The 24542-nt window shown below is 69.8% G+C and carries 21 protein-coding genes; 12 read left to right on the forward strand and 9 right to left on the reverse strand.

The window, feature by feature from the left end; genetic code table 11:
- The 3 genes from ACILRF_RS05840 to ACILRF_RS05850 all read left to right on the forward strand — a co-directional run.
- Positions 1-188, forward strand: a 188-nt coding sequence (locus ACILRF_RS05840) for an aldehyde dehydrogenase family protein (RefSeq protein ID WP_395671335.1), incomplete at its 5' end; no start/stop codon positions are given.
- A gap of 42 nt (positions 189-230) precedes the next feature.
- Entirely contained in the window at positions 231-1451 is a 1221-nt protein-coding gene (locus tag ACILRF_RS05845; protein WP_395671336.1) for an MFS transporter, read from the forward strand.
- Between the two features lie 20 nt (positions 1452-1471).
- A complete protein-coding gene (locus ACILRF_RS05850; protein WP_395671337.1) occupies positions 1472-2845 on the forward strand; it encodes a flavin monoamine oxidase family protein in 1374 nt (457 codons plus the stop codon).
- Here ACILRF_RS05850 and ACILRF_RS05855 read toward each other — a convergent pair.
- The 3 genes from ACILRF_RS05855 to ACILRF_RS05865 form a co-directional block, all read right to left on the reverse strand.
- Positions 2842-3576, reverse strand: a complete 735-nt coding sequence (locus tag ACILRF_RS05855) for a phosphatase PAP2 family protein (RefSeq protein WP_395671338.1) — start codon at positions 3574-3576, stop codon at positions 2842-2844. The genes ACILRF_RS05850 and ACILRF_RS05855 overlap by 4 nt on opposite strands.
- A 13-nt stretch (positions 3577-3589) precedes the next feature.
- Positions 3590-4171 (reverse strand): sugar transferase, encoded by a 582-nt coding sequence (locus tag ACILRF_RS05860; protein ID WP_395671339.1) that lies wholly within the window; start codon positions 4169-4171, stop codon positions 3590-3592.
- A gap of 320 nt (positions 4172-4491) precedes the next feature.
- Positions 4492-4677, reverse strand: a complete 186-nt coding sequence (locus tag ACILRF_RS05865; protein ID WP_395671340.1) for a hypothetical protein — start codon at positions 4675-4677, stop codon at positions 4492-4494.
- A gap of 161 nt (positions 4678-4838) precedes the next feature.
- Between ACILRF_RS05865 and ACILRF_RS05870 the strand changes: the two genes are divergently transcribed.
- Both ACILRF_RS05870 and ACILRF_RS05875 read left to right on the forward strand, forming a co-directional pair.
- Positions 4839-7535, forward strand: a complete 2697-nt coding sequence (locus ACILRF_RS05870; RefSeq protein WP_395671341.1) for a family 16 glycosylhydrolase — start codon at positions 4839-4841, stop codon at positions 7533-7535.
- 56 nt (positions 7536-7591) lie between these two features.
- The gene (locus ACILRF_RS05875; protein ID WP_395671342.1) at positions 7592-9421 is read left to right on the forward strand and encodes an FG-GAP-like repeat-containing protein; all 1830 of its coding nucleotides are present in this window, start codon (positions 7592-7594) and stop codon (positions 9419-9421) included.
- Positions 9422-9463: 42 nt separating this feature from the next.
- On the opposite strand, the gene ACILRF_RS05880 is transcribed toward ACILRF_RS05875, so the two are convergent.
- Entirely contained in the window at positions 9464-10048 is a 585-nt protein-coding gene (locus ACILRF_RS05880; RefSeq protein ID WP_395671343.1) for a DUF3237 domain-containing protein, read from the reverse strand.
- A 22-nt stretch (positions 10049-10070) separates the two neighbouring features.
- Complete coding sequence (locus tag ACILRF_RS05885; RefSeq protein ID WP_395671344.1) at positions 10071-11762, reverse strand: amidohydrolase; 1692 nt, start codon at positions 11760-11762, stop codon at positions 10071-10073.
- Between the two features lie 153 nt (positions 11763-11915).
- On the opposite strand from ACILRF_RS05885, the gene ACILRF_RS05890 reads away from it, so the two are divergent.
- From ACILRF_RS05890 to ACILRF_RS05915, 6 genes are all read left to right on the forward strand, one after another.
- On the forward strand, positions 11916-12800 hold the full coding sequence (locus ACILRF_RS05890) for a glycosyltransferase (protein ID WP_395671355.1): 885 nt from the start codon (positions 11916-11918) through the stop codon (positions 12798-12800).
- 113 nt (positions 12801-12913) lie between these two features.
- A complete protein-coding gene (locus ACILRF_RS05895) occupies positions 12914-13597 on the forward strand; it encodes a polysaccharide biosynthesis/export family protein (protein WP_395671345.1) in 684 nt (227 codons plus the stop codon).
- 133 nt (positions 13598-13730) lie between these two features.
- Positions 13731-15941: a GumC family protein gene (locus ACILRF_RS05900; RefSeq protein WP_395671346.1), complete on the forward strand. Its 2211-nt coding sequence runs from the start codon at positions 13731-13733 to the stop codon at positions 15939-15941.
- A gap of 5 nt (positions 15942-15946) precedes the next feature.
- Positions 15947-16840, forward strand: coding sequence for a glycoside hydrolase family 16 protein (locus tag ACILRF_RS05905; RefSeq protein WP_395671347.1), 894 nt, complete (start codon positions 15947-15949; stop codon positions 16838-16840).
- A complete protein-coding gene (locus tag ACILRF_RS05910) occupies positions 16837-18270 on the forward strand; it encodes an O-antigen ligase family protein (protein WP_395671348.1) in 1434 nt (477 codons plus the stop codon). Before ACILRF_RS05905 ends, ACILRF_RS05910 begins: the two co-directional genes overlap by 4 nt.
- Positions 18267-19757, forward strand: coding sequence for an oligosaccharide flippase family protein (locus tag ACILRF_RS05915; RefSeq protein WP_395671349.1), 1491 nt, complete (start codon positions 18267-18269; stop codon positions 19755-19757). The genes ACILRF_RS05910 and ACILRF_RS05915 overlap by 4 nt, the downstream gene beginning before the upstream one ends.
- Here ACILRF_RS05915 and ACILRF_RS05920 read toward each other — a convergent pair.
- From ACILRF_RS05920 to ACILRF_RS05930, 3 genes are all read right to left on the reverse strand, one after another.
- Positions 19736-20689, reverse strand: coding sequence for a glycosyltransferase family 2 protein (locus ACILRF_RS05920; RefSeq protein WP_395671350.1), 954 nt, complete (start codon positions 20687-20689; stop codon positions 19736-19738). The genes ACILRF_RS05915 and ACILRF_RS05920 overlap by 22 nt on opposite strands.
- The gene (locus ACILRF_RS05925; protein ID WP_395671351.1) at positions 20686-21681 is read right to left on the reverse strand and encodes a glycosyltransferase family 2 protein; all 996 of its coding nucleotides are present in this window, start codon (positions 21679-21681) and stop codon (positions 20686-20688) included. The genes ACILRF_RS05920 and ACILRF_RS05925 overlap by 4 nt, the downstream gene beginning before the upstream one ends.
- Positions 21682-22009: 328 nt before the next feature.
- Positions 22010-23182: a glycosyl transferase family 1 gene (locus tag ACILRF_RS05930; RefSeq protein ID WP_395671352.1), complete on the reverse strand. Its 1173-nt coding sequence runs from the start codon at positions 23180-23182 to the stop codon at positions 22010-22012.
- A gap of 117 nt (positions 23183-23299) precedes the next feature.
- Here ACILRF_RS05930 and ACILRF_RS05935 point away from each other — a divergent pair, with 117 nt between their 5' ends.
- A complete protein-coding gene (locus ACILRF_RS05935; RefSeq protein ID WP_395671353.1) occupies positions 23300-24352 on the forward strand; it encodes an acyltransferase family protein in 1053 nt (350 codons plus the stop codon).
- On the opposite strand, the gene ACILRF_RS05940 is transcribed toward ACILRF_RS05935, so the two are convergent.
- Positions 24349-24540, reverse strand: a complete 192-nt coding sequence (locus ACILRF_RS05940; RefSeq protein ID WP_395671354.1) for a DUF3126 family protein — start codon at positions 24538-24540, stop codon at positions 24349-24351. The genes ACILRF_RS05935 and ACILRF_RS05940 overlap by 4 nt on opposite strands.
- Positions 24541-24542: the final 2 nt, after the last annotated feature.

The following is a 24542-nucleotide window of genomic DNA, read 5'->3' on the forward strand; positions in this document are numbered from 1 at the left end:
ACATCAACACCGTCTTCAAGGCTTCCGAGGCGCTGAAGGCCGGCGTGGTGTGGGTCAACTGCTTCGACCACGGCGACATTTCCTCGCCGTTCGGCGGATTCAAGCAGTCAGGTTTCGGTCGGGACAAATCCCTGCACGCCATCGACAAGTATACCGACATCAAGACGACCTGGATCCACCTCGGCTGAGGCCGAGGCTGAGACCCGGGAGACAGCGATAAAGGGGGGTTCATGGCGGGGCTGACGGGCGTCTATCGCGGCTGGTGGGTGCTGGCGGCGTTGTTTGTCACCGGCATGATGGTCTACGGCGGCGGCCTCTATGGCTTCTCGCTGATGGTCCCGCCGCTCAGCGAGGAGTTCGGGTGGAGCCGGGCGGCGACGGCCGGCCTGGTGTCGGTATTCTGGCTGGCGGCGCCCCTTACCCCGCTCGGCGGGCGGGCCATCGAGCGGTTCGGCGCGGTGCGCGTGGTTTGCGCCGGGGTGGTGCTTGAGACCGTTTGCTTGGCCCTCGTCAGCTTCACCGACTCCCTGAGCGTCATGTACGTGCTGCGCGGCCTGATGGGCGTCGGCAAGATCATGATGATGGCCGGCGTCACGGCCCAGGCGTCCGCCTGGTTCCGCCGGCGGTTCGGCCTGGCGATCGCCATCTGCTACGCCGGCTGGCACTTCGGCGGCCTGACGATCGCGCCACTGACGCAGTATCTGATCGACGGCGTCGGCTGGCGGTCGGCCTGCCTGATCATGGCGGCGCTGATCGCGGCGCTGTCGCTGCCGGCCATGTGGCTGTTGGGCGGCGGCAAGCCGACGGAGGAAGAACTCGCCTTAGAGGCTGGGCCCGCCGAGGCGGCGGTCGTCGACGACAAGGCTGCAGCCCTGCGGGCGCTGCGGACCTGGGCCTTCTGGTCGCTCGCGGCGATCACGGCGCTCGGCAGCTTCACCTACGGCGCCCTGCTCGGCAACGAGGCGGCGCTGGTCGAAGGGGGCGGCCTGGGGGCCGGCGCGGCGGCGATGGCGGTCAGCCTGACGGCCGGCGCGGCGATGGTCGGCGCGCTCGCCATGGGCACGATGAGCGACCGGCTGGGTTTTGCCGTCACCATGACGATCGAGCTCGTCCTGCTGGCCATCGGCGCGGGCGGCTTCCTGCTGCTGCTGGATCAGCCCAGCGTCCCGCTGATGCTGCTGGCGGCCGGCGCCTTCGGCCTGGCGGTCGGCGGCTTCGACACCTGCCTTGTGGCGCACCTGCAGCGGCGGTTCGGAGCGCCCAGCTTCAACGACCTGTTCGGCGTCTGGTACTTCTTCTACCTGGCTGTGCTGTTCGGCGGACCGATCCTCGCCGGCCGGATGTTCGACCTGACCGGGAGCTACCAGACGGCGCTGATCGCCATGCTGGCCGGCCTGGTCGTGGCCGCGCTGCTGCTCGCCACCCACCGACCCGGCGCGACGCGCGCCTGACCCTCGAGAGCATGAAGCCCATGGGACTGTTCGATCGCCGCGCCTTCGTCGCCGGCTCGCTGGCGCTGGGGGCCACCGCCGCCCGGGCCGAGGAGCAGACCTGGGACGTCATCGTCATCGGCGCCGGCGTCGCTGGCCTGACCACTGCCAGCGAGCTGGTCAAGGCGGGCAAGACGGTCGTGGTGCTGGAGGCCCGCGACCGGATAGGCGGGCGGATGTGGACGGACCGCACGCGGATGTCGGTTCCGATCGACCTCGGCTGCGAGCTGGTCCACGGCGGACCGCACGCCTCGACCTGGAAGCTGGTGCAGCAGGAGGGCCTGAAAGCGCGGATGTTCACCAAATACATCCGCAAGGTGAACCCTTCCGACCCCTGGCAAACGCGCGACGTGATCGGCCATCTGCAGTTCCCGAAGGGCAAGCCGACCGGCCTCACGCTGCCGCTGCCGGCGCCCGCCTCGGGCCAGACCGCGCAGGCCTACCTGCTGGCGCTCGGCCTGCCGCCGGAGAACTGGCCGATCGATGTCCACCGACTGGCGATCGACACCGAGCCGCTGTCGAACCAGGCGGCCGGGACGGAGCTGCTGGAGACCCTGGCCTACTGCATCCGCGTAACCGACGATCCTTCGCAGTATAAGCCCGTCCGCCTGCCCGATCCGAACGATCCGGTGCTGAGCAAGGGCGACTGGCGGATCATCGGCGGCTACGACCTGATCCTTGGGCCGCTGAAGCGTGGGGTGGACGTTCGGCTGCAGACCGTGGTCCGGCAGATCGATCACTCGATCGTCGGTGTCGAGATCGAAACCTCGCGCGGGACCTTCAAGGCCAAGCGCTGCGTCGTCACCCTGCCGGCCGGGGTCCTGAAGTCGGGCGCGGTGCGGTTCAACCCGCCGCTGCCCGACACCAAGATCCGCAACTTCGAGCGCGTGAAGTACCTGCCGGTCTTCAAATCGGTGTTGGAGTTCGACCGGCCGGTGGTGCGCTACCGCGGCGAGACCCCGGACCAGGCTGCGATCTACATGCACAACCCGCGCAGCATGTGGAACAGCGCCATGGGGACGCCCGGCTACAAGGGTGAGGTGTGGGTCAACTGGTCGACCGGCGCGGCGGCGACCGAACTCTGGAAGGTCCCCACGGCGCAGCGTTTCGACGCCAGCCTGGAACAGGTGCGGCTGGTGGCCGGCGATAAGGACCTGCGCTACCGCAAGGCGGCGACCCACGACTGGGCCAACGACCCGTTCGCGCTCGGCGCCTATGGCTACGGCGTCGGGCGGGCGATGTACGAGCCGGTCGGCGAGGTCCTCTACTGGGCCGGCGTGCAAACGAGCTCGGTAAGCAGCTCCTACGATACCGGCCTGGCGGCGGCGAAGGCGGTGGCGGCCTCCCTGGCCTAGGCGCGGGGCGGGGTCGGCCGCGAGCCGAGCTTCAGAAGGACGATCCAGGCCAGCAGGCTCCAGGCCGCGCCAAGCGCCCACCCTCCGATCACGTCGCTCGGCCAATGGACGCCGAGATAGACGCGGCTCAGGCCGACGCTGACGACGATGAGGGCCGCGAGCACGTAGGCCAGCACCTTGGTCGCCCGGGTCGGCTCGAGGCTCGAGATAAGCATGGCGAGCGTCAGGTAAGTGGTCGCCGACAGCATCGAGTGGCCGCTCGGGAAGCTGGCCGAATAGACGTAGGAGCCGTGAGCGACGAGGTCGGGCCGCGGGCGGTCGTAGAACGACTTGGCGATGTCGCTGACCAACTGGGCGCTGAGCACCGCGCCTACCAACACGGCGGCGTGCAGGCGCTTGCGGTGGAAGAGGAAGGCCAGGACCGCCACCACCGTCACCAGGGTCAGGACGGTGAAGCCGCCCAGGGCGGTGACATCGCGCATCGCCTCCTCGAAGGTGCGCGGGCCGAGCGGGTCGTTGAGATCGGCCGGGTCGCGAAACGCCAGCAGGACATTGCGGTCGAAGGCGCGGGTGTCGCCCTCCCCCACGTCGTCGCCGAGTTCCAGAAACGCCCAGAGACCGCCGGCGGCGGCCCCCAGGATAACGAGGGTTCGGCTCTCGACGCGCTTAAGGAGCGTCTGGATCGGACGTCGACGTGGGTCGACGCGATCCTCGCCAGGCTTTGCGATCATCGAGCGCAGGGTATCAGTACGATCCCCTGCGGGCGAGAACCGCCGGCACGGTGAGGGCCAGCACCTTGGCGTCCAGCATTAGGTTGCGCCGGGCGGCGTAGACGCAGTCCATCGCCACACGGGCGCGATAGGTGGTGTCGTTGCGGCCGCTGACCTGCCACAGGCCGGTGATGCCGGGCTTGACCGCGCAATAGTTGCGGAAGCGGCGGCCGTATTTCGGGATTTCGGCGTCGACGATCGGCCGGGGCCCGACGAGGCTCATCTCACCGCGCAGCACGTTGAAGAGCTGCGGCAGCTCGTCGAGGCTGGTCTTGCGCAGGAACTCGCCGAGCGCGGTGACGCGAGGATCGTTGCGCAGCTTGTGGTCCTTCTCCCACTCGGCGCGGGCCTCCGGATCGGAGGCCAGGAGGGTCTGCAGCCGTTGTTCGGCGTCGACGGCCATGCTGCGGAACTTCAGGCAGTAGAACGAGCGTCCGCCGCGGCCGAGCCGGCGATGGGCGAAAAGGATCGGGCCGCCGTCCTGGGCGAAGACCGCGATCGCCACGGCGATCATCACCGGCGCCAGGAAGACGATGGCCAGGAGTGCGACGGCCATATTCATCGCCTGGGTCAGCGGTTCGTCGAGCGAGCCGATCTGTATGGGTCGCGAGGCTCTCGGGAGAGCCCGTTCAGCATAGACAAATTCAGACATCGGATCTTCGGAAGCTGTCTGGCGAAGCCACTCCCCGCCAGGAACAGGCCGAAGAACCCACGGCCACGGTAACGGGTTCCGCAGTCAAGCTTGGAGAAAATTTCCGCTGTGGCGCCGCGGCTTCAATTCTTCCGTGACAGCGGGGCCGCACGCACGAAAAACCCGCCTGCTGCCTGGAGCGGGCGGGTTTTCAGTGTGCGTGAAGTGCAAGCGAGGGCCGGGGGTCAGGCCGAGGCGCTCTCCCGGAGCGACGGGGCATGACGCAAGGTTCGGTCGACCGCGGCCTGAGCTTCGTCGCGGCTGGCGTCGGCCCCGCGAGCGACCGTCACACCATCCTCGTCATAGACGCTCCAGCTCCAACCGCTTTCGCCCTGCCGCAGCGAGTAGGCGAAGGAACGTGGCTCATACATGTCGTCACCCCTGCACTCTGACCGGAAATGAAAAGCACGGCCCGCCCAATGGGTTGCACATCATTTCGTCACATTCCCGCCATTTGGCCGCCGAGCCGCCACGGTGAACCTTCCACCGCCCCTGCGTGTTGTGCAGCCCGCATACGCTGGAGGCTTCCGAAGTGACCTATTTCAACGCCCGTGGAGAGGCGATGCGCGAGAGCGCGCCAGAGCAGGCGCGCGTTGCGGGCACCGCGGCCGGCAACGAGACCATCACCGCCGCGGCCGGCAATTCGTCCCTTTCGGGCGAGGGCGGCGGCGACACACTGATCGGCAACAGCTCGGACAACCGCCACTGGATCACCAGCCCGAAGGATCGCGTCGTCGAGCAAGCCGGCGGCGGGACCGACACCATGATCGGCTGGACCGACCTGAAGCTCGCCGCGAACGTCGAGAACCTGGTGATCAACGGGGCCTACAACTATGCGGTCGGCAACGACCTCGGGAACCTGATCACCGTCGACGACGCCACCCACTGGATCTACGGCGCCGGCGGCGACGACGTGATGGTGGGCGCAGCGACCCAGAAGACCACCTTCGTCATGCGGGCCGGCGAGGGATCGGACGTCATCTACAATTGGAACGGCAACAGCCAACTGCAGCTGCACGGCTACGGCTTCACCAGTGCGGCGCAGATCCGCCAGGCGATGACCCAGGAAGGCGCCGACGTCGTCCTGCGGTTCGCCAACGGCGAGCGGCTGATCCTGCGCGACGAGCTGCTCTCGACCATCAGTGACAAGCAGTTCCTGCTCCCGCTCGACACCTCGAAGCTCGGCGCCCTGACGTTCTCCGACGACTTCAACTCGCTGCAGATCCTCGACCCGTCGCTGCAGACCGGGATCTGGCGGGCCGACTTCGGCGGCAACCTGAAGGACCAGTGGGCCTACACCCTGGTCACCAACGGCGAGGCGCAGGTCTACGCCAAGCCGGGCTTCCAGGGCCGCGGCGAAGCGGACCTCGACATCAATCCGTTCTCCGTCGCCGGCGGCGTCCTGACGATCACCGCCGCCCCGATCCCGGACGACAAGGCCTATGCGGCGTGGAACCGGGACTATTCGTCCGGCATGCTCAACACGCTCGGCATGTTCGAGCAGAAGTACGGCTATTTCGAAGTGCGGGCGGAGATGCCGACGGCCATCGGCTCGTGGCCCGCCTTCTGGATGATGACCCATCCGTACGTGCCGGAGGTCGAGGCCGACATCTTCGAAGGCCTGGCCCTGACGCCGGACATCGACTACCGGCGCGCGCTCGGCGCCGGCGACACCCAGTACGACGACACGCTGAAGCTGGAATCCGCGGGCATGCACACCTACGGCATGCTGTGGACGCCGCAGACGGTGACCTTCTACTACGACGGCGTCGCGGTCCTGCAGGGGCCGACTCCGGCGAACTGGACCCAGCCCATGGGCATGATCCTTAACCTCGCCATCGGCGGCTGGGGCGGGACGCCGGACGCCTCGATGTTCCCGACCAGCATGAAGGTGGACTACGTCCGCGCCTACGCCCTGGCCGACGGCTCGACCCAGGTCGTGCATGAGACGCCGGAGGCGCCGGTCGGCGCCCTTCGGGCGGTCGGAGGACCGACGTCCGGCCAGGCCCACAGCCCGGTGAACTTCCAGGACGGCAGCGGCGCGGTCAGTTCGGCGAGCATCTCGATCCACGCTTCGCGTCCTGCGACGGCGGGGCCCGGCAAGTCGTTCGTCATCTGGGAGGATGCTGGCGCGGTGTTCGGCGCGGCGGCCAACAACGGCGCGATCGGCGCCGCGACGACGCTGATGGCCGGTTCGGTCTCCCAGTTCACCGGCACGGGCACGTGGCTGACCACCGGCAAAGTGGTGTTCGCCTACTACATGCCCGACGGCGCGGGCCGCGCGGCCTGGGCCATGGTCTTCGACCCGGCGCGCCAGACCTTCACGCGCCAGGAACTCGGCCCGGTCAGCGGCGACGTACGCTTCGTGGCGACGGAATACGGCGGATTCGCCGCCAGCTGGGACGCGCCCGACGGCCGGACGATGGCGCGCGCCTACGACGAGTTCGCCTATGGCGGCGACGTGCCCGGCTGGTACGGCCCTGTGCGGGAGATCACGGGCGACCTGATCGGCGTGACGGCGTCCGGGGACCTGATCGCCTCCGGGCCCGGCGGCCAGCAGCTCTATACGATCATGAACGCCTCCGCCCCGCCGTCGAGCGCCGCGACGCCGGGCGACGACAGCCTGCACGCCTCGCCGGAGGCGACCCGCATCCTGGCTGGCGCCGGCAACGACACCATCATGGGCTCGGGCCTAAACGACTACCTGCGCGGCGAGGAGGGCAACGACCGCCTGGTCGGCGGCGACGGGTTCGACGATCTGCACGGCAACATGGGGTCCGACACCGTGTTCGGCGGGCTGGGCCCCGATTGGGTTGTCGGCGGCAAGGACAACGACGCCCTCTATGGCGAAACCGGCGACGACGTCGTCCTCGGCAACATGGGCGACGACTGGACCGACGGCGGCGAAGGCGCCGACGTCGTCCGCGGCGGCCAGGGCGACGATCAGGTCCTGGGCCGCGAGGGCAACGACTGGCTGTCCGGCGACCGAGGAACCGACACCCTGACCGGCGGCTCGGGCGCCGACATCTTCCACACCTTTGCCGAGGCCGGGGCGGATCGGGTGACCGATTTCAGCATCGCCGAGGGCGACCGCGTACAACTGCTGCCGGGCGCAACCTACAGCGCCGCCCAATCCGGTGCGGACGTGATCGTCACGGTCGGCGAGGCCCAGCTGGTGCTGGCCAATGTGCAGCTATCCGCCCTGCCCGCAGGCTGGATCTTCGGCTGACGGAAACCTGAGCTGTAGACAGGCGTTTTCGGCAGGCTTTCGATGGAGCTGCCAAGATGTCCGTTTTCCGTTCGTCGGATCACGCCTTCAGCCGGCCCGCCGGGACCGGCGAGGCGGTCGTCCGGGAGTTCATGCTGGCCGACGTCAACGGCGACGGCCACGCCGATGCGATCCTGACCTATCAGGCCTTTCCACTCGAGGACCGCGCGCTCGCGCCCCGCGTTCTGCTCGGGGACGGTTCGGGCGGCTTTACGGATGGAACGGCGGCCATGTTCCCCGGCGGCGCGCCGCGCATGGTCAACGCCCGCCAGGCGGTGCTGTCCGACTTCAACGGTGACGGCCGGCCGGACATGTTCCTGGCCGACACCGGCTATGACGCCGCGCCCTATCCGGGCCGTCCCAACACCCTGATCCTTTCCGGCGGCGGGGCATGGAGCGACGCTACGGCGCGGATGCCGGCGCTGAGCGACTATACGCCGACCGCGGCGGCCGCCGATATCGACCGCGACGGCGACGTCGACCTGGTGGTCGGCGACCTAGGCCAGCGCGGCCCCTACGTGCTGCTCAACGACGGGACGGGCGGCTTCAGCATCGACCAGACCCGATTGCCGGCGCTGGTCGCCGACCCGGCGAACGGCCGCTATGCCGCCGCGGTGCTGTTCGACGCCAACGGCGACGGCGCCGCCGACCTCTTCCTGGGCGGCGACGGCGATTCCAAGATCCTGCTGAACGACGGCGCCGGCCGCTTCGCGATCCCCGGCGGCATGACCTACCCGATCGCCGGCGCGCATTTCGTGGTCGACGCGGCGAGCGCAGACCTCAACGGCGACGGCCGGCTCGACCTGGTGCTGACCATCGCCGAGGGCGGCTTCACCCGCGGAGCGCTGCGGATCCTGATGAACCAGGGCGGCGGCGTCTTCGTCGACGAGACGGCGCAGCGGCTGCCGAACGGCGGGACGGCCAGCGCACCGGGGGTCTCGACCTGGATCTACCGCGCGCCGCTGGCCGACCTCAACGGCGACGGCGCCATGGACATCGTGCTGAGCGGCGGCGTGACCCAGGACGGCGCGATCCTGCTGAACGACGGAACCGGCCGGTTCACGGCGGCGCCCGGGCTTCTGCCCAGCCTGAGCGTGCTGGATCGGCTGGCGCCGGGGGACCTGAACGCCGACGGTCGGATGGACCTGTTGATCCAGCGGGCCGGGGGATCGATCGAGCGGTTCACGACCCTGCTTGGCGCTGACGGCGGCGCGACCCAGACCGGCGGAGCCGGCGCCGACAGCTTGATGGGCGACGCGGACGGCGAGTCGATGAGCGGCGGCGCAGGCGCCGACGTGCTGTTCGGCGGCGGCGGTGACGACATCCTGCGCGGCGACGAGGGCGACGACCGCATCGCCGGGGGTCCCGGGTTCGACGACACCCACGGCAACATGGGCAACGACACCGTCTCGGGAGGCCTAGGCCCCGATTGGGTGGTCGGCGGCAAGGACAACGACCTGCTGTTCGGCGACCAGGGCGACGATGTCGTGCTGGGCAACATCGGCGCCGACACCTGTTACGGCGGGGACGGCAACGACGTGGTGCGCGGCGGCCAGAACGACGACCTGGTGCGTGGCGACGTCGGCGACGACTGGATCTCCGGCGACCGGGGGACCGACACCCTGACCGGCGGGGCCGGCGCCGACATCTTCCACATCTTCGCCGAGGCGGGCGTCGACCGGGTCACCGATTTCAGCGTCGCAGACGGGGATCGGGTGCAGCTTCTGGCCGGCGCGACCTATACGGCGAGCCAGTCGGGTTCCGACGTGATCGTCGCGGTCGGAGAGGCGCAGCTGGTGCTGGCCAACGTCCAGCTGTCGTCGTTACCGGCCGGCTGGATCTTCTGAGCCGTCCGGAGCTTGCCGCAAGCAGGCTCCGGCGCCGCCCGGTCAAACGATCCGATGGACCTGAATCAGCCGATCGTTCTCGTTCGGCCCCTTGGCGAGCCGCATGGAGTCCGGCATCGCTCGGCCGGCGATCAGGGTCGAGACGAACACGCCCTTGTTCAGCCAGGCGTACTTTTCGCCCGCCACGACGAACTGCGGCAGCAGGCGATACTTGCCCTGGCCGAGCGCCAGGCCCTTGTTGTGGATGATGATCTGGTAGCCGTCGTCGGTCTTCAGCCGGTAGAGGGCGTCAATGATCACCACGCCGTCGGGACGCGAGACCGGGAAATCGCCGCCGCCCGGGATCACCGTGCCGCGGATGTTCGGCCCTTCGAACCGTCCGCCGATGATCGGCCACAGGCTGCCGCGGCGCCCGTCGGGCGCATTGTCCTGCGGCCCCATCTTCTCCGGCGCCGAGCAGGTGACCACCAGATTCATCACAAGTTCGGTGCGCACCGGGTCGAGCACCCGGAAATCCGAGAGCCCGGCGCCTTGGGCCGCGGCCGGCGCCGCGGCCGCCATGCCCGCCGACACGGTCGCCCCGGCCAAAAGCAGGCGGCGGCCCTCGTCGATCGTTTCGTTGCTCATCTGAAGCTCCCTGATCTCGTTTTCAGCCGCCGTAGACGACGTTTCCGCCCATGATCGTGACCGGCGTCGTGATGTTGTAGACATCGGCGGCCGGCTTGCCGGCCGGGTCCTCCGACAGGACCGTGAAGTCGCCGAACTTGCCGACCTCGATCGAGCCCTTCTGGTGACCCTCGAAATTGGCCTCGGCGGCCCACAGGGTCCACGAGCGGAACGCCTGCTCCAGCGTCAGGGCCTCGCCGGCCGGCGCCGAGCCGCCCTGCGACTGCTCGAAGATGATGTTCGCGACGCCCTGCATCGGGTGGTACATGCCGCCCGGGCCGGCGGCGTCGAGCACCGAAATCATCATCTTCTTGGCGGCCAGCGTCCTGTAGCGGTGCCGGCGGCCATAAGCCCCGCCGCCCGGCGCCGAGCCCGGCCGCGTGCGCGGCGCGGTGATGCCGCAGACGACGCCCAGCCGGCGCGCTCGCTCGATGACCGCGTCGTCGGTCGAGGTCAAGTGGTCGATCCGGTGCTTCAGCTCGCCCGGCGCCGCCTTCTTGGCCGCCTCCAGGGCGTCGAGGGTCAGGGCCCAGCCCTGCTCGGTTACCACGTGCATGATGGTCTGGATGCCGCCGCGCTGGCAGTCCGTCAGCGCTTCGGTCAACCCTGCCAGCGTCCACTTCGGGTCATAGACCTGCTTACCCATGAAGTCCGTGCCGATGCCATCGACGAAGAACTTCACGCCGCCATAGCGGAACATGTCGTCGCCGAACCCGGTGCGCCAGCCGACCTTGCGCAGGTCCTTCACGCCGATGGCGTGCGGAGCGATCGGATAGACCCGCAGGCGGGCCGGCAGACCACCTTCCTGCTGCAGCTCCTGCAGCGCCAGTAACTCGTTCGGCGCGGTGTCCTGCAGCGTGGTGATCGACGTCAGACCCTTGGACAGGAACCACTCCTTGAAGTGGTTCCGCATCGACTGCTTGTACTGCTCGACCGTGTAGCCCGGGCGGAAGTCCCAGACCTCGGTGGCCAGGCCGACCGGCCGACCCTCGGCGTCGCGGTGAATGACGCTGCCCATGCGGGGGTGGCCGTCGCCCTTCCACTTCACATTGCGGTCGTTGTTCGGATCCCAATAGCCGGTCTCTTTCCAGGCCCGGGTGTTCATGATCGAGGCGTGGATGCCCAGGACCACCATCACCGGATGGTCCACGGTCGCCTTGTCGAGGTCCTCGCGGCTCAGCCACCGCTTCTCGGCGACGCCGTTGGGGAAGTCGGCCGCAGAGGCCTGCATCAGCACCCATTCGCCCTTCGGGACGGTGGCGGCGCGAGCGCGGACCTTGTCGATCATCTGGGCGATGGTCGGCGTGCCGCGGAGCGTCGGCTGGTGGTCGCCGACGACGCAGGAATCCTCGACGTGGCAGTGGTTGTCGACAAAGCCCGGGATGACCGTGCGGCCGCCGGCGTCGAACTCCTGCACGCCGCGAGCCTGGCCGCGCAGCTCGGCATGCGAGCCGACGGCGACGATCTTGCCCTTGCGCACCAGGGCGGCCTGGGCGATCCGGCCACCCGGGTCGAGGGTCATGATCCGGGCGTTGGTCACCAGGATGTCTGCGCCGTTCAGGAGTGGATCGGCGGCCCGCGCGGCCATCGGCTTGAAAAATTCCTGAGCCGCTACGCCGGTGCCCAGCCCGAGCCCGAGCAAAGCGCCGCCGACGAAGACTTCGCGCCTGTTCATCCGTTTCCCCCTGGCCCCGCATCTCGGGGTCTCTTGATGTTGTTACGCATCAACCCAGCCAACCCGAAACGCAACGCCCGACAGCCGTCGCCGCGGAACCAGCTTGGCCTTGGGTCATTTCCGGCAGGTCAAAGCGGGGTCTGCGTCTTGGAAGTGGATATCGCCATCTGCACCTTTCGCCGGCCCGCCGTGGCGGAGACGCTCGCCTCTGTCGGCGCGCAGGACCTGCCCGCCGGCGTGACGGTTCGGGTCATCGTCGCCGACAACGACGAGACGCCCGAGGCCGAAGGGCGCATCCGGGCCGCGGCGCAGGCGCATAACCTCGACCTGGTCTACGTGCATGCGCCGGCGCGGAACATCTCGCTGGCCCGCAACGCCTGCCTGGATGCGGCGCGGGGCGAGTTCCTGGCATTTCTCGACGACGACGAAACCGCGAGCGCCGGCTGGCTCGCCGCCCTGCTGGCCGAGGCGACGCGCGGCGGCTGGGATGCGGTGCTGGGGCCCGTGAGGGCGGTCTATGGCCCGGACGCCCCGGCGTGGCTGTCGACCGGAGACTTCCACTCGACGGCGCCCGCGCCGGTCCGTGGTCGCATCCTGAAGGGTTACGCCGGCAACGTGCTGATCCGCCGCCGCGCCGTCGAGGCGCGCGGCCTGCGCTTCGACCTGGCCCGTGGGCGCCAGGGGGGTGAGGACGACGACTTCTTCTACCGGCTGACCGACGCCGGCGGGACGATCGGCTATGCACCGGACGCGGTCGCCTATGAGCCGGTGCCGCCTGGCCGCGCGTCGCTGAAATGGCTGCTGACCCGCAGTTTCCGAACCGGACAGACCCACGGGGCGCGGCTGGCGACCCGCGCGCGTGGCCTCGGCAAGCTCGCTCAGATCGGCCTGGCGGGCGCCAAGGGCGGGGCGTGCCTGGCCGGGGCGGCGGCGAGCCTGCCCTGGCCCGCGCGCCGCCACCGCTGGCTGGTCCGCGGAGCCCTGCATGCCGGGGCGGTCGCACGCCTGACGGGCATGCGCGAACTCCAACTCTACTGACACCGAAAGTGGTCCCCGCGGGGAACATGCTGGGCCGGTACGTGTTGACGACGGGCGGCGAAGCGTTGGGTCACGCCGCAAATCGTCTGGTCGCGATTCCGGAGTCCAACCACATGCGCAGGCCCCTGCCCGCCATCGCCGCCGTCGCGGCATTCGCCCTGGCATGCAGCGCCGTACCGGCGCTGTCGGCCCCGAGCCTCCCACCGCCCGATTCCGCCGCCCTGATCAGCGCCTCGGCCGCCGATTACCGCATCGGCGCCCAGGACAAGATCGAGGTGAACGTCTTCGGCATCGAGGAGCTGAAGCGCGAGGTGCAGGTCGATTCCGGCGGCAAGATCCTCCTGCCGCTGGTCGGTCAGGTTCAGGCCGGCGGGCGCACCCCGGCCGAGCTGTCGACCGACATCGAAGGCCTGCTGCGCAAGAACTACATGAAGGACCCGAAGGTGATCGTCACCGTCAAAGAGGCTCAGAGCCAGAAGGTGACGGTGGACGGCGCGGTGGTGCAGCCCGGAGTCTATCCGCTGGCCGGTCCGACGACGCTGTTGCAGGCGGTCTCGCTGGCCCGCGGCCCTGACCCGAAACTGGCCAACGTCAAGCGTGTGGCCATCTTCCGGACCGTCGGCGGCAAGCGCCACAGCGCCTTCTACGACCTGTCGCAGATCCGCACCGGTCGGTCCGAGGACCCACAGGTCTACGGCAACGACATCGTCGTGGTCGACATGTCCGGGGCCAAGAACTTCATGCAGAACTTCCAGGGCGGCTTCGGCCTCCTCGGCATGCTGCTGCGGCCCTGGTGACCCTTCATCCCCACCTTCCGCCGGAACCGCCGGCAGAGGTTGGAATTATTGCAGCGCTGGATTTTCCGAGAACCGAAGACGGCTTGGCGATTGGTCGCGCCGGCCGCCTGACGAGCACTAGAGCAGGTCGTTCATGAACAACGTCGTCCCGATCGCCCCGGAGTTGCCGGCCTATCCGACGAGCGGATACCGGCCCGCCGAGCCCGAGCGCATGCACCTGCGCCAGCTGTTCGGCATCCTGATGCAGCGGGCGAAACTGGCGCTGGGCGTCGCCGCTGCGATCTTCGTCGTCGTGCTGGCGGTGTTCGCCATGCAGACCCCGAGCTACACCGCCGTGGGCTCGGTGGTGATCGACCCGCGGCAGACCAACCTCGCGCGCGCAAACCAGGAGCCGAGCGGCCTGCCCGCCGACACCAGCGCCGTCGACACCCAGGTCGAGGTGCTGCGCTCGCGCGCCATCGCTGAGCGTGTCGTTCGCCGGATGCGGCTCTACAACGACCCTGAGTTCAACCCGCAGATGGCGTCCGGCATGTTCGGTCTGAAGCGGCCGGCCGCGCCTGTGGCCAATCCCGACCGGATGCTGGTCGAGCGCACGGCCGAAGCCCTGATGCGCAAGACCTGGGTTCGCCGCGCGGGCCTGACCTATGTGGTGCTGACGGGAGTCAGCTCGACCTCGCCCAAGAAGGCTGCCCTGCTCGCCAACACCTACATGGACGAATATCTGCGCGCCCAGCTGGACGAAAAGGTCGCCCGTGTGACGCGGGCCAACCGCGAACTGGGCGTCAGCCTGGAGCGCATGCGCCAGGACGCCGAGCAGGCCGAGGCGCGGGCCCAGCAGTACCGCAACGCCCACGGTCTGATGAGCGCCCAGGGCGCGACCATGGCCGAACAGGAAGTCTCGACCCTCAACCAGCAACTGGCGATCGCCCGCGCCGAACGGGCGGAGCGCTTCGCCCGCCTTTCGGCCGCCCAAGCGCAACTGCGCAACGGCAACGCCGGGGCCGACGTCGGCGCCGCGCTTGGCTCGGAGACCGTCCGCGAGCTGCGCAAGCGCGAAGCCGAGCTGTCGGCCAAGCTTGCCCAGCTGAAGACCGACTTCACCGACGAGTACCCTGAGGTGAAGCGCACCCAGGCGCAGCTGACCGACATCCGCGGCCAGATCCAGGTCGAGATCAACCGCATCCTCTCCAGCCTCCGGGCCGACGCTCAGGCCGCGGCCGGCCGGGAGTCCTCGCTGCTCGGCAGCCGCGGCGCGGCGCAGGGCGGCATCGCTCAGAACAACCAGGCCATGGTCGGCCTCGTCGGGCTCGAACAGCGCGCCGAGGCGGCCAAGGCGATCTACGAGGCCTATCTGGGCCGGGCCAAGGAAGTCGCCGCCGAGGGCAGCCTCCAGCAGGCGGACGCCTCGATCAACGCCCTCGCCGCGACGCCCACCTCGCCGTCGTCCCCGAACATGAAGCTCGGCGCCGCCCTCGCCTTCCTCGCGGCCCTGCTGGCGGCCGGCGTGGCGGTGCTGATGGCCGAGTTCTGGGACAAGCACCTGCGCTCGCGCGCCGACGTCGAGCGCGAACTCGGCGTGCCGTTCGCCGGCGTGTTGCCGGACTTCCGCTCGGTGCGGCCGAAGGGCCTGCGCGGGCCGGAGGCGACGCCGTCCGAGTACCTCGTCAGCCACCCCTATTCGGGGTTCGCCGAGGCGTTCCGCAACCTGCGCGCCTTCCTGATGATCAGCGCGCCGCAAGACGACTCCAAGCTGATCGCCATCACCTCGGCGGTGCCGCGGGAAGGCAAGAGCCTGACCTCGTTCTGCCTGGCCCGCACGCTGGCGCTGTCGGGCGCGCGTGTCGCCCTGGTGGACTGCGACCTGCGCCAGCGGGGCGTCACCAAGCTGATCGGGCCGCGGGACGTCGGACTGGTCGAGGTCGTGCTCGACAAGGCGCCGCTGAACGAGGCGCTGTACCACGACGCCAAGACCGGCCTGTTCATCCTGCCGGCCTCGGGCAAGTCGGTGCCTTACGACCTGTTCTCGAATCCCGACACCGACGCGGTGTTCCGCGAGTTGGCCGACCGTTTCGACTATGTGATCCTCGACGCCCCGCCGATCCTCGGCGTTGCCGACGCGCGCATCCTGGCCGCCAAGGCCGACCGGGTGCTCTATCTCGTGCAGTGGAACAAGACCCCGCTGCGCGCCGCGCAGTCGGCGGTCGACATTCTCCAGGAGTGCGGGGCGAACGTCGCTGGGGCGCTGCTGACCAAGGTCAACGTCAAGGGCCAGGCCCGCTACGGCTACGGCGACAGCAGCGACTACTACGGCTACTTCAAGAACTACTACATCGCCGCGGCGTGAGGCCCATGCGCTGGACGAGCCTCTCCGCGGCGGGCGCTGTCGCGCTGCTGGTTTCGGCCTGCAGCGCGGCGGAGGCCGCCGCGCCCCTGACGCGCACGCCGGACGGACGGGCCCTCGAGGTCACCTTCGCGGACGAGTTCGACAGCTTCCGGCCGTACCGTAACGGCCAGGGCGTTTGGCGCACCACCTTCCGCGACGGACGTGACGATCACGACGACGACTTCAACCTGCGGACCTTGAAGTGGAACAAGGAGCTGCAGCTCTACGTCGATCCGGAGATGCGCGGCCATCGCGGCCGGCACGGCGACGGCGACAGGGACGCGCGCGAGCAAGCGCTCGGGCTAAACCCGTTCCGCGTGAAGGACGGCGTGCTGGAGATCACCGCCGATAGGGTCCCGGCCCAGCTCGCCGACCGCCTCGGCGGGTTCGGCTACACCTCGGGGCTGATCACCACCCAGCCGTCGCATTCCCAGACCTATGGCTACTTCGAGATGCGGGCCAAGCTGCCGCGGGGCAAAGGCGTCTGGCCGGCGTTCTGGCTGCTGCCGCTCGACCTGTCCTGGCCGCCGGAGATCGACGTGATGGAAAGCGTCGGCGACCCGGGCAAGGTCTACGTCACCCTGCACTCCAACGCGGTCAAAGCGGAGGGCACGGAGATCCCGGTCAGCCCCGGCGACTTCCACACCTACGCCGTCGCCTGGACGCGGGAGAACGTCGTCTGGTTCGTCGACGGGCGCGAGGTGAAGCGGATGGCGACGCCGGCCGACATGCACAAGCCGATGTACATGCTGGCCAACATCGCGCTCGGCGGCGACTGGGCCGGGGCGCCGGACGCCACCACGCCCTTCCCCGCCCGGCTGCAGATCGACTTCATCCGCGCCTACAGGTTCGCCCCATGAGCGTCTGGGAAGCCCGCCCGCCGGCCCACCGCCCGACCCGCATCCGTGGCGGCGAGATCCCGGCGCCGCATCCGGTCGCCTGGCGCGAGCAGCGACGGGCGAACGCGCGGCCGGCGCAGGCCCGTGAGCCGGAACCGCACGGGCCCGCCCTGCGCATCGCCGGCCTGAGGCTCGACTTCGACGGCGTCTTCACCTTCCTGCTGTTCGTGGCCCTGTTGTTCATGGCCAATCTCGGAACGCTGGGCGCGGCGGCAGTGGCCGGGACCGTGCCCCTCTATCTGTTTGCGCGGCGGCGGGGCCTGGAGCGGGTGCTGACGGTCCGCGCGTTCCTGTTCGCCATCCCGGCGCTCGCCATCTTCTCCACCGTCTGGTCCGAGGCGCCGAAGGAGACCCTGAAGTACGGGTTGGAGCTCGCCATCACCGTCGTCGCCGGCCTGATGATCTCGTCGGCCGCCAGCCAGAGCGCGGTCCTGCGGGCCATGGCCCTGGCGTTCCTGGTCTACATCGGCGTGTCGCTGGTGGGCGGCGGCACGGTGGCCATCGGGGTCGGGGCCGGCGGCAGCGCCTTCTCAGGCCTGACCGAAAGCAAGAACCTGCTGGCCGACATCGCCTCGACCGGCGTCCTCGTGGCGCTGGGCGTCACCCTGATGGCCCTGCGCGACCGCGCCTGGGTTTGGGTGGGGGTCGGCGTGCTGCTGCTGATGCTCGGCGTTTATGCTGTGACGGCGGCGAGATCGGCCGGCGCCCTGCTCGGCCTCGGCATGGGCGTCGGGGCGATCCTCGCCCTGCTGCCCTTGCTGAAGGCGGGCAAGGCAGTGCGTGGCTGGCTTACGGCCATGACGGCGATCGTGCTGGTCGCCGTCGGGCTCAGCTATCGCTGGCTCTCCCAGGCGCTGATCGACTGGGGGGCCCAGACCTTCGACAAAGACCCGACGCTGACCGGCCGGACCTACCTCTGGTACCGGGCCGCCGACCTGATCTACGAAAAGCCGCTGCTCGGCCGGGGCTACTATGCCTTCTGGCTACAGGGAAACACCGACGCCGAGGGCCTCTGGCGCTACTTCGGCATCGACAACCGCGGCGGCTTCACCTTCCACAACACCTTCGTGGAAATCCTTGTCACCCTGGGCTGGCTAGGCCTGGTGGTGATCGGCCTGACGGTCCTGATTGGCGTCGTCGCCCTGGTGCGGCGGTTCGTGGTCCGGCCGAACCTTGCCCTCGCCTTCTGGGTGGGCGTGCTGCTTTATCAGCTCGCGCGCACGCCGATCGAGACCATCGGCATCGCACCGTTCTACTTCTCGACAGTACTGGCCTTCGCCGCCCTGGGCGCCGCGTTCGCCCGCATGGGCGCTCCACGCCTGTCCCGCCGCGTCTGGCGGGCGCCCCAGCAGGCGCGGATCGTGCGCGTCTGGGCGGTGGACGAGCCATGACCACCATGGAGGCGGCGCCAGGGGCCGGCGGCCGCGGCCGCCGCGCCTCGCTCGGCGCCTTGGCGCTGACCGGAGCGAGCGTCCTGCGGCTCAGCCTGCAGTTCGCCATGCTGCCGATCCTGGCGCGGCTGATCGGACCGGCGGAGTACGGCCTCGTCGCTCTCGCGATGCCGTTCATATTGCTGGCCAACGTCCTGGCCGACGGCGGCATGGGTTATGCGCTGGGGCGGCGGCAGGAGGTCAGCCGCGACGAGGAAACGACGGTCTTCTGGCTCTCCGGCGCGATCGGGCTTGCGCTGTCGCTGGCGTGCTGCCTCGCCGCCTGGCCGATGGGCGCCCTGATGGACCAGCCGCGCCTGCCGCTGCTGATCGCCGCCCTGTCGCCGATCCTGTTCCTGAACAGCCTGACCACCGTCGCCAACGGCCGGATCATCCGCGAGGGGCGGTTCGCGATCTTCGCCGGCGGCGACCTGATCTCGACCGTCGCTAGCGCAGCGACGGCCCTCGCCGCCGCCCTGGCCGGCTGGGGGGCCTGGGCCCTGGTGGCCCAGCAGCTGGTGCTGTGGACCTGCAAACTGGCCTGGGTGGCGAGCCGCGCCGGCACGCCGATCCGATTCCACTATCGCTTCGAGGAGGCCAAGCGGCTCTTGACGTTCGGCGTCCACACCATCGGCGCTATCCTCGCCGACTTCGCCGCCCGCAACCTCGACAGCCTGATCGTCGGCGGCGTGCTCGGCGCCACGACCCTCGGCTATTACGCCATGGCCTATCAGCTGGTCCGAGCGCCGGACATGCTGATCTCCGGGCCGCTCTACCTCTACATCTTCACCGCCGTCGCCAGGACGGCGCACCAAGGCTCGCCGGCGGCGATGCAGGATCTCGCCGCCGCCGGCCTGCGGCTCGGCGCGGCCGCCCTCGCCCCGGTGTTCTGCGGCCTGGCGCTGACCGCCGACCTGGCCGTGCCGTTGGTGCTCGGCGACAAGTGGATCGCGGCGGTCGTGCCGCTGCGGCTGCTGTGCGCGGCCGGTTTCTTCTTCTGCCTGTGCTCGATCATGGCGACGACCCTCATGGGCCTCGGCAAGTCGGCGCTCCGGCTGAAACTGTCCCTTGCGCTGGGGGTTGGGACGGTCGGCGCCGTCGCCCTTTGCGCTCGGTTCGGGCTGCAGGCGGTGTCGGCCGGCGCCGCCGCGGCGATGGGCGCCGTCTGCGGGCTCTACCTCTGTGTCCTGGCGCGGGAGCTCGGCGCCACCGCGACGCGGCTGGCGGCCGGCCTAGGGCCCGCGGCGATCGGTTGTACGGCGATGGCCGCCGCGGTGGCCGGCGTAAGGAGCCTGGCGCTTCCACCGGTCGTGGAGTTCGCCGTCGCGGTGCTGGTCGGAGCGAGCGTCTATCTCGGCGTGCTGAGCCTCTTCCGCCGGCGACTGATCGCCGATGCCCGGGCGTTCGGCCGGGCCCAGTCGGACGATCAGGCGGTGGCGGCGGCCTGAGGCGTCAGGCGGGCGGCGAGGCGCTTCAGCCGCGCGGTCACCGGCATGGTCAGGAGCGGCCAGATCTCCGGCGTGGCCAGGCTGGCGGCGAGGCCGCCGACCACGTCACGGGCCTTGAGCCGGGAGATGACGTGGTCGTAGGCCAGGGCCGCGTGCAGCGAGCGCCGGCGCGCCGCGAAGGCCCGGCGGACCTCCTTCGGCTGGCTCATCATCACCCCCTCAAGAGCCGCGTCGGCCGCCAGCATCTGCACGAGGTGATCGCGGCGCATGGCGTGCGAGATCGATCCGCCATGCCGGCGGTAGCGATAGCCTGAGCCGGGTAGGAACCGCAGGCTGCGGCCTTGGGTGAGCAGGCGGACGACGAGGTCGTAGTCCTCGCCAATCCGCAGGTCCTCGCGATACCGCGTCGCGCCGAGCGCGGACGCGCGGAACAACGGCTTCAGATAGCCCAATCCCGGGCGCTTCGAGTACATCCGCGCGGAGGCGAGGTAGTCGTCGAGGCCGATCCAGCGCGGTTCGCGCCAGGCCAGGAAGGGCTGTCCCGGCGCAGCCGAGCCGCTCTGAAAAACCGAGAGGTTGTCGACGACGATGTCGGCGCCGTCCGCTTCACCGCGGGCGACGAGCTCGGCCAGCCGGCCAGGCTCCATCAGGTCGTCGGAATCGAAGACGGCGATCCAGTGGCCACGGGCCGCCTCGAGCGCGCGGTTGCGGGCTGCGCCCGGGCCGGCGTTGGCCGCCTGGACGATGACGCGAACGCGCGGGTCGCCGGCGGCCGCCGTCTCGATCACCCGCAGGCTGTCGTCGCTCGAGGCGTCGTCGACGATGATCAACTCAAGGTCGGCCAACGTTTGGCCCAGGACGGAGGCGATCGCCGGCGCCAGCCAGGCCGCACCGTTGTAGTTGGCGGTGACGACCGAGACGATCGGGTTCATGCCACCGCCCGGGCGGCGACGCGCGACGGCGGCCTCGGATCGGGTTTGCGCGACATCAGTTGCGCCCAGAAGCCGGCCGACCAGCCGAGATGCATGATCATCGCCGCCGGACCCGACAGCGCAATGGTCGCATCGCGCTGCTTCACACCGAGCAGCAGGCCGTAGGACAGGGCCGCCAGCGCCCAGACCATCGCCGGGATGGCGAAGGCCCAGAACAGCGGCGAGAGCGCGAGGGCGGCCACCGCGGGGGCGACCGCGAGCGGCAGCGCCTGGCGGATCTTCAGCGGCGTGTAGTGCTTGAGCACCGTGCGCGCCCGGCCGCGACCGTAGCTGAAGTACTGCTTCCACAGGGCCTTGGGCGTGCTGCGCGGGAAGTAGCCGATGCGGGCCTTGTCGGTCAGCCAGATGCGGCCGCCCTGCTGCGTCAGGCGCAGGTCGAGTTCGGCGTCCTCGTTGTGGCTGAAGCTCTCGTCGTAGCCGCCGACCGAGCGGAAGGCCTCGAGGCTGAAGAGGGCGTGATGGCCATGGTCGACCCAGTGGCCCTCGCGGACCAGCCGGTGGGCGGAGCCGCCGGTGCCGAGCACGGAGTTCTGGGCTGCCGCGACGGCGCGCTGGAAACCGCTCTCGCCGCGCGTGTCCATCGAAACGACGACGGAGTCGGCGCCGGTCATGCGGGCCTCGGCGATCAGCGTCGAGACGTAATTCGGCGGGTAGTCGGCGTGGGCGTCAACCCGCACCATCCACGGCCGGTCGCCGCCCAGCATGCCGGCGGCGAGGTTGACGCCCGCGCTCTGCAGGCGGTCGGGATTGGCGAGCAGGCGCACCCGGTGGTCGCGCTTAGCGATGTCGGAGACAATCTGGCGGCTGGCGTCGGTGGAGCCGCCGTCGGCGACCAGCACCAGGGGATCGGCCAGGCCGTCGTCGTCGAGGATCTGCTGGATGACCTTGGCGATCACCCGCTCCTCGTTGAGGCACGGGATCACGATCAGCACGCGCCGAGCCGCGAAATCCGCCGGCGGCGGCGCCACGCGCGGGCCGTCGGGCGCGAAGGAACGCGATTCACCTGGCAGCCGGAAATCGTTCCAGCTCTCCGGCGAACAGGGTTGCGGCGCGTGCGCCGGCTCGGATCGGGGCGTCAGCATGTGACAGCGAAACTCGCGCTTCTTTGACCAGCGTCCCGCAAGCGAAGCTGCCCGCGTGACGGGCCTAAAACAGCAAGCGCGAGGATGCGTTCCGCAGAAATCGGCGTGAGGCGAATGTAAAGTTACGGTGCCGCGATCTCGCCATAATTCCCAACCGGAACAGAGCTTTGCCTTAAGGTCAGGCGACCAGGCGGGGTGCCGGGCTCGGATCGTCCTGCGCGTCGGCGGCGCGTCCGGCGACCGCATTGACCAGACGCCGGCAGTCGGCCTCGCCAGCGACGAACGTCTCCTGCGGCACGGCGTCGATTTCGGCGCGCAGCCGCCGCCAGGCCTCGTTGGTCATGCGCTCCAGCACGCCTTCAAGTTCGGAAGGATCGTCCAGCCGAACCCCTATGCGCCGAGCGGCGAGATAGCGCCCGGTTTCGACGTCCGAGAGGGCGATCGGGGCCGCGCCATACCGGCCGCTCTCATAGAGCCGGTTGGGGAGCAGCCAGGCGGAGTTCTGTCCGGCCTCCATGTAGTCGATGGCCCAGCTGAAGTGGACGTCGCCATAGAGCCGCGGAAGATCCTCGGCCGTGTAGGCGCCGAGGAAGGCGACGTTCGGCAGGCGCGCGACCTGGGCGTCGAAATCATCGAACTCGGTGTAGGCCGGGCGGCCGTGGATCCGAACCTCGACGAGGTCGGGCCGCCGCGCGGCGAGATCGGTGAGGATCTGCAGGCTGCGCCGGCAGCGGATGGCGCCCATCCAGCCGATCCGCCACGGCGGGCCGAGCGGCTGGGCCTGTACCCTGGGACGGCCGCCGGAGAGCTCCAGCGCCTTGTTCTCCACGAGCAGGGTGCGGATCGGCAGGCTGCGGCCGACGCCCTGGCGCGGCTCGAAATATTCCCGCAGGAAGGCGGGGGAACTGACGATCAGCAGGGCGCAGCGGCGCAGCAGGGCCCGCTCCACCGCTCGCATGGTGCGGCCGGCCCGCCCCTCCCCCAGCATCAACCGGTGGATGTCCAGGCACTCATAGATCAAGGGCGCGCGCACGCCCGCCAACCGGCGCGCGGCCTCGGCCGTGGCGAGGGCCTCCAGCGTCCGGCCCATCACCGCATCGGCGCCCGCCAACAGGCCACGCCAGCGTCCGGCGCCGAGGGCGGCGAGCGCCGTCGTGCGGGCCCGGTGGCCGAGGCGTCCGTCATAGGTGCGGCCGAGGTCGATGGCGCGCACCCCCGCCACCTCGCCCGGCGCCCCCTCGGTGCGGCGGAAGCCCAGGACCACCGGCTCCGCCCCGCCGGCCCGCAGCATGCTGAGCCGGCGCGCGACGGCAGGATCGGCCAGGTCATGGACGAAGTAGGCGATCTTCACGAGGCAGTGGACTCCGGACGGTGGCGCTTGTGGAGAGCCTTTGGAGCCAAACGCACGGCGAGCCGTTTGGACCCAAAGCTTCGCCGCCGTTGCGGCGGAGCTTCGAAGGGGCGCGCCTTGGTCGAACTTGCACCGCACACATCCGAACGCCGGGCGCTGGCGGAAGTCCGCTCGATCCAGTATCTGCGCGGTTTCGCGGCGTTCGGCGTGCTGATCTTCCACGCCGCCGAGCGGGCCGGCGGCGCCTTCGGCCTTGGGGCCGCTGGCGTCGACGTGTTCTTCGTGATCTCGGGTTTCATCATGTGGATGACCACCTGCCAGAGGCCGACCTCCCCGGCGCGGTTCCTGGTCCGGCGGGCGCAGCGGATCATTCCACTGTACTGGGGCCTGACCCTGCTGGTCGCGGCGGTGGCGATCATGGTTCCCGCGGCCTTTCCGGCCATGCAGGTCAGCGGCGAGGCGGTGACCAAGTCGCTCCTGTTCGTCCCCTATCGCGACCCGGCCGGGCTGATCGCGCCGCTGGTGATCCCCGGATGGACGTTGAACTACGAGATGTTCTTCTACGCCTTGTTCGCCGTCGGACTGCTGGCCCCTGAGCGGCTGCGGCCCTGGCTGGTCAGCGCGGCGCTGGTCGCCCTCGTGGCGGTGAGGCCGCTGGGCGACGTCGAGCATCCGATCTGGGCGACCTACACCAACCCGCTCTTGCTGGAGTTCGCCGCCGGCATCTGGCTGGGCAAGGCCTGGGCGGAGGACCGCCTGCCCGGCGTCCGCGCCGGCTGGGGCCTGGTGATCGCCGGCCTCGTCGGGTTGGCGGTCAGCGGCGTCTCCGGCGTCGACGTGGAGCGCGCCCGGCTGCTGATCTGGGGCCTCCCGGCCCTGGCGTTGGTGACCGGCGCCGTCTGCCTGGAGCGCGCGGGCGCGGTTCCCCGCTGGCGGCCGTTAGGCCTGCTCGGAGATGCGTCCTACTCGCTCTACCTCGTGCACGGCCTGGCGATCTCGGCCGTGGTTCGGATCCTGACCCAGGTCGGGCTGGCCCACCCGGCCGTGATCCTGACGTGCGGCATCCTCGCCGGCCTGGTGGCAGGAATCGTCGTCTATCGATTGGTGGAGAAGCCGCTGATGGGCCTCTTCAAGCCCCGGCTGAAGATCCAGGAGCCGGCGAGGGCCTAGGGAAGGTCCTCGGCCAGGATGGCCATCTCGAACATGTAGGAGCCATCCTCGTCCTCGTCCTGGAAGACGACGCCGATGAATTCCTCGCCGATGTAGACCTCCGCGGAATCCTTCTGCTTCGGACGCGGAACCAGGGTGATGCGCGCGTTGGCGAAGGTTCCCCGCAGATGGCTCTCGAGCTTGCGGATAG

This window comes from Phenylobacterium sp. (assembly GCF_044236515.1).
GTDB lineage: Bacteria > Pseudomonadota > Alphaproteobacteria > Caulobacterales > Caulobacteraceae > Phenylobacterium.

Bases quoted from the DNA above. Each gene is read 5' to 3' on its own strand.
- ACILRF_RS05875 (WP_395671342.1), top strand. From the start codon at position 7,592: ATGTCCGTTTTCCGTTCGTCGGATCACGCCTTCAGCCGGCCCGCCGGG.
- ACILRF_RS05895 (WP_395671345.1), top strand. From the start codon at position 12,914: ATGCGCAGGCCCCTGCCCGCCATCGCCGCCGTCGCGGCATTCGCCCTG.
- ACILRF_RS05910 (WP_395671348.1), top strand. From the start codon at position 16,837: ATGAGCGTCTGGGAAGCCCGCCCGCCGGCCCACCGCCCGACCCGCATC.
- ACILRF_RS05865 (WP_395671340.1), bottom strand. From the start codon at position 4,677: ATGTATGAGCCACGTTCCTTCGCCTACTCGCTGCGGCAGGGCGAAAGC.
- ACILRF_RS05860 (WP_395671339.1), bottom strand. From the start codon at position 4,171: ATGGCCGTCGCACTCCTGGCCATCGTCTTCCTGGCGCCGGTGATGATC.
- ACILRF_RS05920 (WP_395671350.1), bottom strand. From the start codon at position 20,689: ATGAACCCGATCGTCTCGGTCGTCACCGCCAACTACAACGGTGCGGCC.
- ACILRF_RS05850 (WP_395671337.1), top strand. From the start codon at position 1,472: ATGGGACTGTTCGATCGCCGCGCCTTCGTCGCCGGCTCGCTGGCGCTG.
- ACILRF_RS05915 (WP_395671349.1), top strand. From the start codon at position 18,267: ATGACCACCATGGAGGCGGCGCCAGGGGCCGGCGGCCGCGGCCGCCGC.
- ACILRF_RS05900 (WP_395671346.1), top strand. From the start codon at position 13,731: ATGAACAACGTCGTCCCGATCGCCCCGGAGTTGCCGGCCTATCCGACG.
- ACILRF_RS05885 (WP_395671344.1), bottom strand. From the start codon at position 11,762: ATGAACAGGCGCGAAGTCTTCGTCGGCGGCGCTTTGCTCGGGCTCGGG.
- ACILRF_RS05855 (WP_395671338.1), bottom strand. From the start codon at position 3,576: ATGATCGCAAAGCCTGGCGAGGATCGCGTCGACCCACGTCGACGTCCG.
- ACILRF_RS05905 (WP_395671347.1), top strand. From the start codon at position 15,947: ATGCGCTGGACGAGCCTCTCCGCGGCGGGCGCTGTCGCGCTGCTGGTT.
- ACILRF_RS05880 (WP_395671343.1), bottom strand. From the start codon at position 10,048: ATGAGCAACGAAACGATCGACGAGGGCCGCCGCCTGCTTTTGGCCGGG.
- ACILRF_RS05845 (WP_395671336.1), top strand. From the start codon at position 231: ATGGCGGGGCTGACGGGCGTCTATCGCGGCTGGTGGGTGCTGGCGGCG.